Origin of the sequence: Buchnera aphidicola (Cinara splendens) (genome assembly GCF_900698975.1) — a bacterium.
GTDB classification, from domain to species: Bacteria; Pseudomonadota; Gammaproteobacteria; order Enterobacterales; family Enterobacteriaceae; genus Buchnera_F; species Buchnera_F aphidicola_AI.
The window spans coordinates 1-11,809 of sequence record NZ_LR217722.1 but is presented as its reverse complement, the minus strand read 5'-3'; the positions used below and the strand labels follow the sequence as shown (position 1 = coordinate 11,809).

Annotated in this window: 10 protein-coding genes and 1 tRNA gene; 4 read left to right on the top strand and 7 right to left on the bottom strand. The window is 22.9% G+C overall.

Going from position 1 to position 11,809, the window contains the following annotated elements:
- Positions 1-11: 11 nt before the first annotated feature.
- A complete protein-coding gene (locus tag BUCISPPA3004_RS00055) occupies positions 12-305 on the bottom strand; it encodes a co-chaperone GroES (protein WP_154048720.1) in 294 nt (97 codons plus the stop codon).
- Between the two features lie 386 nt (positions 306-691).
- On the opposite strand from BUCISPPA3004_RS00055, the gene BUCISPPA3004_RS00050 reads away from it, so the two are divergent.
- Positions 692-764: transfer RNA gene (locus BUCISPPA3004_RS00050), tRNA-Phe, on the top strand.
- Positions 765-798: 34 nt separating this feature from the next.
- Here BUCISPPA3004_RS00050 and mnmE read toward each other — a convergent pair.
- From mnmE to rpmH, 5 genes are all read right to left on the bottom strand, one after another.
- Positions 799-2,163: a tRNA uridine-5-carboxymethylaminomethyl(34) synthesis GTPase MnmE gene (gene mnmE / locus BUCISPPA3004_RS00045; protein WP_154048719.1), complete on the bottom strand. Its 1,365-nt coding sequence runs from the start codon at positions 2,161-2,163 to the stop codon at positions 799-801.
- A 75-nt stretch (positions 2,164-2,238) separates the two neighbouring features.
- A complete protein-coding gene (yidC, locus tag BUCISPPA3004_RS00040; protein WP_154048718.1) occupies positions 2,239-3,102 on the bottom strand; it encodes a membrane protein insertase YidC in 864 nt (287 codons plus the stop codon).
- Between the two features lie 396 nt (positions 3,103-3,498).
- Positions 3,499-3,828 (bottom strand): hypothetical protein, encoded by a 330-nt coding sequence (locus BUCISPPA3004_RS00035; protein WP_154048717.1) that lies wholly within the window; start codon positions 3,826-3,828, stop codon positions 3,499-3,501.
- A gap of 64 nt (positions 3,829-3,892) precedes the next feature.
- Positions 3,893-4,264, bottom strand: coding sequence for a ribonuclease P protein component (gene rnpA / locus BUCISPPA3004_RS00030; RefSeq protein WP_172598682.1), 372 nt, complete (start codon positions 4,262-4,264; stop codon positions 3,893-3,895).
- 24 nt (positions 4,265-4,288) lie between these two features.
- Positions 4,289-4,423, bottom strand: coding sequence for a 50S ribosomal protein L34 (gene rpmH / locus BUCISPPA3004_RS00025; protein ID WP_154048715.1), 135 nt, complete (start codon positions 4,421-4,423; stop codon positions 4,289-4,291).
- Positions 4,424-5,036: 613 nt separating this feature from the next.
- Between rpmH and BUCISPPA3004_RS00020 the strand changes: the two genes are divergently transcribed.
- From BUCISPPA3004_RS00020 to gyrB, 3 genes are read left to right on the top strand one after another with little or no spacing between them, the layout of a single operon-like run.
- Positions 5,037-6,080 (top strand): DnaA ATPase domain-containing protein, encoded by a 1,044-nt coding sequence (locus BUCISPPA3004_RS00020; RefSeq protein WP_331866584.1) that lies wholly within the window; start codon positions 5,037-5,039, stop codon positions 6,078-6,080.
- A 3-nt stretch (positions 6,081-6,083) separates the two neighbouring features.
- Positions 6,084-7,190 (top strand): DNA polymerase III subunit beta, encoded by a 1,107-nt coding sequence (dnaN, locus tag BUCISPPA3004_RS00015; protein WP_154048713.1) that lies wholly within the window; start codon positions 6,084-6,086, stop codon positions 7,188-7,190.
- 47 nt (positions 7,191-7,237) lie between these two features.
- Positions 7,238-9,649: a DNA topoisomerase (ATP-hydrolyzing) subunit B gene (gene gyrB, locus BUCISPPA3004_RS00010; RefSeq protein WP_154048712.1), complete on the top strand. Its 2,412-nt coding sequence runs from the start codon at positions 7,238-7,240 to the stop codon at positions 9,647-9,649.
- A 140-nt stretch (positions 9,650-9,789) separates the two neighbouring features.
- Here gyrB and mnmG read toward each other — a convergent pair whose 3' ends face one another.
- Entirely contained in the window at positions 9,790-11,682 is a 1,893-nt protein-coding gene (gene mnmG / locus BUCISPPA3004_RS00005) for a tRNA uridine-5-carboxymethylaminomethyl(34) synthesis enzyme MnmG (RefSeq protein ID WP_154048711.1), read from the bottom strand.
- Positions 11,683-11,809: the final 127 nt, after the last annotated feature.

Sequence of the window (11,809 nt, the reverse complement as noted above, 5' to 3'; positions counted from 1 at the left end):
TTATGAAATTATTATTCTTCTACAATTGCTAAAATATCACTTTCAGTCAGAATTAATATTTCTTCATTATCAATAGTTTCAGTTTTTGCACCATAACCTTCATTAAATATAACAACATCACCGATTTTTACATCTAATTTTTTAATAATTCCACTATCTAAAATTCGACCTTTACCTACTGATAAAACTACTCCTCGAGTAGATTTTCCAGCTGCAGATCCAGTTAAAACAATACCACCAGCAGATTTTGATTCAGCTTCATTACGTTTAACAATTACTCTGTCATGCAATGGACGAAGCTTCATAATATGATCCTCTCTAGTAAAATACGCGTTGTCGTGTTACGTAATCAGTGAGTAAACCAATATTTTTGTTAATATACTCTTGTATTTTAAGAATATATGGACCTATATTAAGAATTTCAAGGGTATATTTAATTTTTATTTAATTTTTTAAAAAAACCATCAGAAAATTAAAAAAAATTAATGATATGTTTACATATATCAACTATATTTTCAAATATAACCACATAATGCATATATTAAAAAAAAATAGATTTTATATCACATAAAATTCTACTAACAATTTAATCAGCACATTACTGTAAACAGGGTTTCATGGTACGACTTTAAAAATTTTATTTCATAAAAATATTGACAAAACAAACATTTTAATGTTTAATCATTTTAATGCCCGGATAGCTCAGTCGGTAGAGCAGGGGACTGAAAATCCCCGTGTCGGTGGTTCAATTCCGCCTCCGGGCATATTTATATAAACATATTCATTCATAAAAATTTTTTATTTTCCAATACAAAAATCAGAAAAAATTTTATTTAATAAATCATCATTACTAAAATGACCTGTAATCCCCAACAAACAATTCATCGACAAACGTATATTTTCTGACAATAATTCAATATTATTACTTCTATACCAATCTTTTTTTCCTTGCATTAAATATTTTAACGATTTTTCTAACTCCAAAACATGTCTACGTCTTGCCAAGAAAACACTTTCAACATTATTGTTAGTATGTAAAATTGTATTAATTACTTTTTTTAATTTATTTAACCCTAATTTTTTTTTAACTGAAAGATAAATACATTGAAACTTCTGATATATAGTTTCTAAACGTGGTTTTTGTTCAGTAAGATCTATTTTATTGAAAATAAATGTAATAGTTTGATTAATACGTAAATTTTTAATACTCTTTAATATAATTTTGTTATTTTCTTTCTGATTATGCAAAGTATCCAAAACAAAAAAAATATGATCACAGCTACAAATACTTTTTTCTGCTAACTGGATACCTATATTTTCAATAACATCTTGACTTTTACGTAAACCTGCAGTATCTATAAGTTCATAACATATACCATTTGACCATACCTCTTTGCACATTAAATCACGTGTAGTACCCGGAATATCCGTAACAATAGAAATTTGTTGATCAGATAAATAATTAAATAAACTAGATTTACCTACATTAGGTAGTCCAGCAATTACAATCTTTATACTTTTTTGTAAAGCATGACTTTTTCGCGCTGTATCTGTCAGCTTTTGTAATAATACAATAATTTTAGTCAAATTAGGCATGAAATCTAAGCGATCACAAGGAGCATCCATCTCATCGGGAAAATTAATAATAGCTTCTATTTGCGAATAAAAAACTTTTAATAAGTCAATAATTAAACATATTTTTTTTGAGAAGCTACCAGATAAAGAAAGTAAAGAAGCTTGTATTGATAATCTAGATTGTGCATTAATTAAATCACTAATTGCTTCAGCTTGAATTAAATCTATTTTTTTATTTAAAAAAGCTCTTTCCGAAAATTCACCCGGACGTGCTAAGCGAACGTCATTCATACGTACTATATTTTCTATAATTATATCTAATAAAAATGGATTTCCATGACCTTGAAACTCTAAAATATCCTCTCCAGTAAATGACTTAGGGGCAGGAAAAAACAATGCAATGCCATGATCAATAATATTTCCTTGAAAATCTAAAAACGATACGTTATGTGCAAAACGTTCTTTCATGGAGATATTTAAAAATTTTTTCATTATTTTTAAAACAGAAGAACCAGAAATTCTTATAATTCCAATACCTGATCGACCAAAAGCCGTAGCTGGAGCTACAATAGTTTCATTAAATATCATACTTTATTCATACTCTAAAAATATAAAAAATTATTTGCTTAATATAATAATTAATTTTTATTTATATAAATATTATTAATTATATTTATTATTTTTAAAAAAATTTCTACGTATAATCCATTGCTGCAAAAAAGTCATTAAATTACTCGTTATATAATACAAGATCAAACCAGATGGAAGCCAAAATAAAAAAAAAGTACATAAAAATGGCATGATACATAAAAAATTTTTCTTTTTGATAATATTATTATAACTTAATTCATGATATTGAGTTAATAAAATACTCAAAATCACACAAATCGGTAATACATAATACGGATCGTAACTAGATAAATCTGTAATCCAAAAAATAAAAGGCGCGTTCTTTAATTCTACTGAAGAAACTAATACATAGTAAAATGATAAAAATATAGGTATTTGTAACATTATAGATAAAAAACTAAAAAAAGGATTAATTTTCTTAAATTTATATAAAGATAAAATTTTTTTATTTATTACTCTTGAATCATTACAAAATTGATTTTTTATTTTCTGTATTTCTGGTTGTAAAGCTTTCATATGTAACGTAGATACATATTGTAATCTAGTTAACGGATACATAATTATCTTTACTAAAATAGTTACAAAAATAATAGTTATACCCCAATTATGAAAAAACCCATAAAAAAAGACCAACAACCTGAAAATAGGGTAGGAAATTATATTTAATTTTGCGTATTTTGTTATAAATTGCAAATTTTTTGAAAAAAATAACACAACATTTTTTACTATAGTGCTTAACCACGCATTACTAAACAATTTATAAAGATAATAAAATTGAAAATGATATATTTTTGACAATAATTTAATTAATGTAATACTACTATTAACTTTATTTACAAAAATGACAAATTGATTATAAATATGAGAAATCCAAATTGTTAAAAATTTTCTTTGCATTATAACTATCCAGTTAATGTTAATTATGATATGTATATTTTTTATACCAAATATTACTAAAAATAAAATTTTAATAATATCTATAAGTATTAAAAACAGTTACTTGATAATTCTTTATATATAAAACTTTTTAAAAAATATTAATTAAAAAATTTCTTATAATATACCCCGTAAAAAATTATATATTAAATGTATATTATTGTATAAAATATACCATCTATTCTTATGCCATACAAATAATGTACTAAAGAATTAATTTTTATTGAAAAAATTATAAATAAAATTTTGTTGTATTAACATTTTTATTTTCAAAAAATAAACAACAATATACATAAAGTAAAATGTTTTACACTGTGCGATAATTTTATTTTTTGTAATATTGAAATTATTTTTATTTCATGTTTTACTAGTTATTTCATAAAAAAAATTTTTTATAATTGTAAAATCAATTACTAAATATTTTTTATTTAAAAAATCACTATTTTTTAATGTATTTAAAGATCCAGATAGATTTCTTAATAAATTAATATTCAAGAAAATTAAATCGTTCAATATATTATTCAATTGAATATTACTATTATTTTTAATGTCATAAATTTTATGTACAAAACTATTTATCTTTATATTATTTTGATTTATAGAAGCATGTGTATTCCAAAAGTTCCACACCAAAAAAGAAAAAACAATACAAGATATTATAAAAAAAATACGTTTCAGATATATCATAAAATTTTCTCACTACTTAAAATTAAAAAAAATTATCATAAAATTAATGATATATAAATTTATGTTATAATCTATTTATATTCAAGACATTATTTTTGCTTTTGTAAGACCATAATTTTTTTAAAAAAAAAAATATTTTATTATTTTTTAATAAATGAATATTTTTTTTAACAATTATTATAAAATCCATCAATAATAAATTATGTTGTACTAATCGAAAACTTTCTTTAACAAGACGTTTAATTCGATTACGATCATGTGACCGTGCAACATTTTTTTTAGAAATAGAAATTCCTAATCTAGGAAATTGTAAATAATTTGTATACATAAACATCAAAAAATTTTTTGTATGAATTTTATAATTTTTATTATAAATTGTTTGAAATTGAACGTTTAATAATAAACGTGATTTTTTTTTTAAAGAAAATCGTGACATATTCATTACTTTTATAAAATTATTTTATACACATAATACTGAACGCAATTTTGAACGTCTATGCGATAAAATATCTCGGCCACTTTTAGATGACATACGAGCACGAAAACCATGTGTACGATTACGTTTAATATTAGAAGGTTGAAAAGTACGTTTCATATAAGTATTCCTATTTTTATACAAGCAACATACACAAGTATGTATCGATTAAACAATAAAATATCTGTATATTATGTGATAATTATATCATGATATACAATAACATGTTTAAATTGATTAAATTAGATTTATTAAAAAAATATTTTTAATATAAATAAAATATTATTATAATAATATTTTTTCAAAAATACACAAAAATAACAATCTAAAAAATAAATATATTATTAGTATAAAAATACTAAGATAATAATTATTTATCTTGATTTTTAATTAAATTAAAATATTTAAATAATTGACAGAATATCATAAAAAAACAACATCACATATCTATTATTAATATATATTTAATATAATTTTTAAAATAACATTCACTACTAAAATTCAACACATCAAAACTTTTAAAAAAAATCAAAAATATAATTATTATTATATACATTTAAAAAAATTATATATATATTAATCGTAACGTAAAATATCAAAAAATCTAAAAATCATCATATTAAATAATATAGATAATGACCATTTTATAACATAAAACATATTTTTATATGAGATTTTTAATATTAAAAAACAAAAATCAGTACAAACTAAAAAATTAAAAATTTAAAATAATATTAAAACTATCAAAAAAAAACTACTTTCAAAAAATGACATTCAACTTAACTATCAGTTTAATAATTTTATTGAAGGTACATCAAATCAATTAGCGCGTTATGCAGCATACATGTTTTCTAAAAAATCAAAAAATTTTTTTAACATATTATTTTTATGTGGAAATGCTGGATGCGGAAAAACACATTTACTTCATGCTATAGGCAATAAAATCTTAACAGAAAATCATAATCATAAAATAATTTATATACATGCAAAAAATTTTATTCGTAATATGATTTTTTCATTAAAAAACAATTCTATAATCCATTTTAAAAATTTCTATAGTTCTATAGAAACTTTATTAATAGATGATATTCAATATTTCTTTTATAAAAAAAAAAAAAAAATATTTAATATATTAAATAAATTCTTACAAAAAAATCAAAAAATTGTGTTAACGACAAATTTTAGTATAAATCAAATAAAAAAAATATCACAAAATTTACCATCTCAATTTAAATCAGGATTAATCACATCAATTAATCCGCCGGAGTTAATAACTAAAATACATATTTTATTAAATAAAGCTCATAATAATAATATTAAATTATCATATAAAATGGCAAAATATATTTCACAAAAAATGTGTGCTAATATAAAAGAATTAATATTTTTTTTAAAAAAAATACATTTAAAATTAATTCTTAAAAAAAAAAAAATGACAAAAATTTTCATAAAAAAACAAATAAATCAATTAAAAAAAAACAAAAAAAAAAGCATGAATATATATTTAATTCAAAAAAAAGTTGCTGCTTATTTTAATATTAAAAAATCAGACATTATTTCTTCTAAGAGAAGAAAATCTATTGTAGAGCCTAGACAAATTGCTATGCTTTTAATAAAAAAGTTAACTGACTATAACTATTCCGAAATAGGAAAAGCTTTTGGCAAAAAAAATCATACTACTGTATTACACGCTTGTAAAAAAATCAATTATTTAAAAAAAAAAAAAAATAAAATTTATTACGACTTTTTATACTTATTCAATCAATTAAACATATAAAATATGGAATTCAAAATTAAAAACAATGATTTTTTAAATTCTTTTAAAAAAATCAATAGAATCATTACTAAAAATGCCGTATTTCCAATATTAGAAAATGTAATTATCAAAATTAATGAAAATATATTACAATTAACTAGTTCTACATTAGAAATTGAATTACATACATATATACGCAAAAAATACTTTATCTTCTATACTTCAGGATGCGTTACAATATCTGGAAAAAAAATATTTAGTATTTGTCGTAATATCAAACGCAATGAAGAATTACATTTTCATTTAATCAACAAAAAAATGCATATAAAAATATTTAACAGTTTATTTAAATTAAATACTTTATCACAAAAAAAATTTCCAAAATTTAAAAAAATTCAAAAAACAAAAAAATTTTTTATTTCACAAACAATATTAAAAAAAATCATTTCATCAATTTATTTTTCCATAGCACATAATGATGTCAGAAATTCTTTAAACGGAATGTTAATTGAATATAAAAAATCTTATTTATACACAGTCACAACTGATGGACATAGGTTATCTATGTATACTGTTATGTTAAATGCTGAGATATCTTCTTTTTCTATAATCGTTAATAAACAAGCTGTATTAGAATTAAACAGATTATTAACTTATGTAAACGACTTAATTTCCATGACTATTGATTCTAATTATGTCTCATTTCAATTCGATACAAATTTGTTAATAACAAAATTATTAAATGGTAATTTTCCTAATTATCATGATGTAATTTTAAAAAAACATACTCACTCTATTTTACTACATACAGAACAACTAAAAGAATCATTATTAAAAACATCTATTTTATGTAATACTACTTTTAAAGGTGTTTTTTTAAATTTTTCAGAAAATTTATTAAAAATAACATCAAACAATCAAGATGATGAAGAATCATGTGATTCTTTTTACATAAAATATCAGCAAAAAAATGTTTCATTTTCTATAAATGTTTTTTATTTATTAGATGTTCTAAATGCTCTGAATACTCCTACAATTAATATTATTTTTGACACTCCAATTTCAAGTATTCAAATTCAATCAGATACGCAAAAAGAAACCAAGTATATAATTATGCCTTTAAAACTATAATTTTCAATTTAAAATTAATTTTTCATATACAAAAAAAAGGATAATATATGTCAAATTTATACACTTCATCTAATATAAAAATATTAAAAGGATTAGATGCAGTTAGAAAACGCCCCGGTATGTATATTGGAGATACTGATGATGGTACAGGATTACACCACATGGTATTTGAAGTAGTAGATAACTCAATAGATGAGGCTTTAGCAGGACATTGCAGTTTAATTGAAGTAATTATACATTATGATAACTCAGTCTCTGTAAGAGACAACGGAAGAGGCATACCTGTAGATATTCATCCAGAAGTAGGAGTATCTGCAGCTGAAGTTATTATGACTATGCTACATGCTGGTGGAAAGTTTGATGATAACTCTTATAAAGTTTCTGGAGGTTTACATGGTGTAGGTGTTTCAGTAGTAAATGCCTTATCTGAACAATTAGAATTGTGTATTTATCGTGATGGAAAAAAATATTATCAAAAATATTTTAATGGAAATCCAAAAAAAAAATTATTATATGCAGGAATTACAAAAAGAAAGGGAACAAAAATTCGATTTTGGCCTAATAAAAATATCTTCACTAACCATAATACTTTTCAATATGAAATTTTGCAAAAAAGATTGCAAGAATTATCATTTTTAAATGCTAATTTATTAATTAAACTAAAAGATATTAGAAATCAAAAAAAATTTCAATATTTTCACAAAGGAGGGATTAAATCATTTATAAAAAAAATCAATAATAAAAAAAAACCAATACATAAAAAAATTTTTATATTTAAAAAACAAAGAAAAAACATTGAAGTAAATATCGCTATGCAATGGAATACAAAATTTCAAGAAAAAATATTATGCTTTACCAATAATGTACCACAACAAGATGGAGGTAGCCATTTATCAGGATTTCGAGCTGCATTAACACGTACATTAAATTGTTTTTCTGAGAAAGAAAAATCAAGCAGAAAAAATAAAGTCACAATTACAGGAGAAGACACTAGAGAAGGATTAACCGCTTTAATTGCAATTAAAATGTTTAATCCAAAATTCTCTTCCCAAACAAAAGAAAAACTAGTATCTTCAGAAGTAAAATCTGTAGTAGAAAAACTATTAAACGAATACTTGATGAATTTTTTATTAGAAAATCCTAAAGATGCAAAAATCATTGTTACTAAAATTATACAGTCAGCACGATCTAGAGAAGCAGCAAAAAAAGCTCGAGAAATAACTCGTCGAACAGGATCATTGGAAACATCTCATTTACCTGGAAAATTATCCGATTGTCAAGAAAAAGATCCCTGTTTATCAGAAATATATTTAGTAGAAGGTGACTCTGCTGGAGGTTCTGCAAAGCAGGGGAGAAATAGAAAAAACCAAGCTATTTTACCGTTAAAAGGTAAAATTTTAAATATAGAAAAAGCTCGTTTTGAAAAAATAGTAACATCATCAGAATTGATTACATTAATTACTGCTTTAGGATGTGGTTTCGGGAAAGAAGAATACAATCTTAAAAAATTAAGATATCATTCTATTATTATTATGACAGATGCAGATGTAGATGGATTACATATTAGAACATTACTGTTAACATTTTTCTTTCGACAAATGCCAGAAATAATAGAAAATGGACACATTTATATTGCTCAACCACCATTGTATAAAGTTAAAACCGGAAAAAAAGAAAAATATTTAAAAAATTCAAAAGCACTATACACTTATCAATATCAATTTATACAAAAAAATAGTTATATTATATATACTCAAAAAAACAAAAAAAAATATCATCAAGAAAAATTCTCTCAAATTATGTATGAATATCAACAATTCAATAAAAATTTTTTTTCTATAAATAAAGAAATACCATTATTCATATATAAAGCTATGATTTACATTTTTCCATTAAAAAATTTAAATAAAAAAAAACATGTAAAACTATGGATTAAAAAATTAACAAAACAACTACAAAAAAAAACATATTTTTATAATAAAAATATATATTCTTATTATATAAAAAAAAATCAAGAAAAATATGAACCAATATTAAACATTAGCAATAAAAAAATTTTTCATTCTTATCATTTAAAAAGTGATTTTTTTTTAACAAAAAAATACACAAAATTTATCAAGTTCATAAAAAAAATTAATCATATGCATGAAAATTATGCACATATACAATTTCATAAAAAATCCTTTATATTTAAAAATTTAGATGATGCAATTAATATATTAATACAAGAAACAAAAAAATTCATTAGCATTCAAAGATACAAAGGATTAGGGGAAATGAATCCTGAACAATTATGGACCACTACCATGAATCCTGAAACTAGACAGATGTTACAAATAACTATACAAGATGCCAAAATAGCTAATCAACTATTTAGTACCTTAATGGGAGATACAGTACAACCCAGAAGAGAGTTTATTAAAAAAAATGCTTTATATGCAAAAAATATTGATGTGTAAATACACATAACATACATCGCATACACAACATACATAAATTTTAAAATTCATATATTTGTTAATTTCGGCAGGAAATAAATCAAATAAAACCTGCCAAAATACATCAAAAATATATATTGAAAAATTTTAAATTCAGAAAACTAAAAACCAAGATTGTGTTTTTTTAGAAAAACAAGCAATATAGAAATTGCTACTGGAGTAATACCAGAAATACGTGAAGCTTGCCCTAAAGAACAAGGACGATATTCATTTAATTTTATAATTACTTCATTTGATAAACCAGTAATATCCTTATAATCTTTTATAAATGATAATTTTATATTTTCATATCGAATACTTCTTTTAGCTTCTTTTTTTTGACGTTCAATATATCCGTAATATTTACTCCGTGTCTCAATTTCATGTATAACAGCTTTATTTTTAACAACACAGTTATCAACTATATTCTGATTGAGAAAATCCATTAAAACATTATATGTAATTTGTGGTCGACGTAAAAAATCAAAAGCAGAACAATCTTTTTTCAAAGTAATATTAAAATTTTTATTTTTAAAAAAAGAATTAATAGATTTAGATGTAATTTTAATATTTTTTAATCGTTCACATTCTTGCGAAATTTTATCTCTTTTTTTAGAAAACAGCATCCACTGTGCGTTAGTAACTAAACCAAGTTTATAACCAATTTCTGTTAAACGATCATCAGCATTATTTTCTCGTAATAACAATCTATATTCTGCTCGTGAAGTAAACATACGATAAGGTTCAGAAGTACCTTTATTACATAAATCATCTATTAATACACCAATATATGCCTCATTCCTTTTAGGAAACCAAGGATCTTCATTTTTAACTAATAATGCGGCATTTATACCTGCAATTAAACCTTGAGCACCAGCTTCTTCATAACCAGTAGTTCCATTAATTTGACCGGCTAAAAAAAAATTTTTGATAATTTTAGATTCTAGTGTCATATGCAAATCTCTAGGATCAAAATAGTCATATTCTACGGCATATCCAGGGTGAATAATTTCTGATTTTTCTAATCCTGAAATTGAGTGAATCATTTTTCTTTGTATTGAAAAAGGAAGACTTGTAGAAATTCCGTTTGGATAAATTATCTCACTGTCAATACCTTCAGGTTCTAAAAATATTTGATGACGATATTTATCAGGAAATCGAACTATTTTATCTTCAATAGATGGACAATATCGAGGACCAACTCCATGAATAAAACCACTATACATCGGACTGTAACATAAATTATCTTTAATTAAATTATGCGTATTCACATTTGTATACGTAATATAACACGGTACTTGTTTTGGATGATGTGAAACAGACCCCATAAAAGAAAAAACAGGAGTAGGAATATCCCCCCATTGTTGTTCTAAATTATTAAAATTAATCGTTTTTGCATGTAAACGTGGTGGTGTACCTGTCTTTAATCGCCCAGTTCTAAAAAAATATTTTTTTAAATTTTCAGCTAATATTGATGAATTTGAATCATCTCTTCTACCTCCAGAAATAATTTTAGAACCAATATACATTTTTCCATTTAAAAAAGTTCCAGCAGTTAATATAACAACAGAACTTTTAAAACGAATACCATCAACAGTCAAAACACCATATATTTGATAATTTTTAATAATTAAATCTGATACCTCTGCTTCTAAAATTATTAATTTATCATGATTTTTTAAAAAAGACTGTATTTTTTTTTGATATAAAAGTCTATCTGTCTGTGCTCGTGTAGATTGTACGGCAGATCCTTTTCTTGAATTTAAAATTCTAAATTGAATACCTGCATAATCGGTTACTCTTGCCATCAAACCACCCATTGCATCAATTTCTTTTACCAATTGACTTTTACCTAAACCACCAATAGCTGGATTACATGACAATGCACCAATGGTATTAATTTTATGTGTTAATAACAAAGTTTTATGACCCATTCTTGAAGAAGCAGAAGCTGCTTCTGTACCAGCATGTCCTGCTCCTATTACAATAATATCAAATTTTTTATAAAAAACCATTTCTTTTTCCTAAAATACTTAATTAATATTTATTTATTTATATATTTATCTATACATCTAATAAATTTATATCTATATAACTATATAGTTATATATATTAATATATATAAATATATAAATATATAAA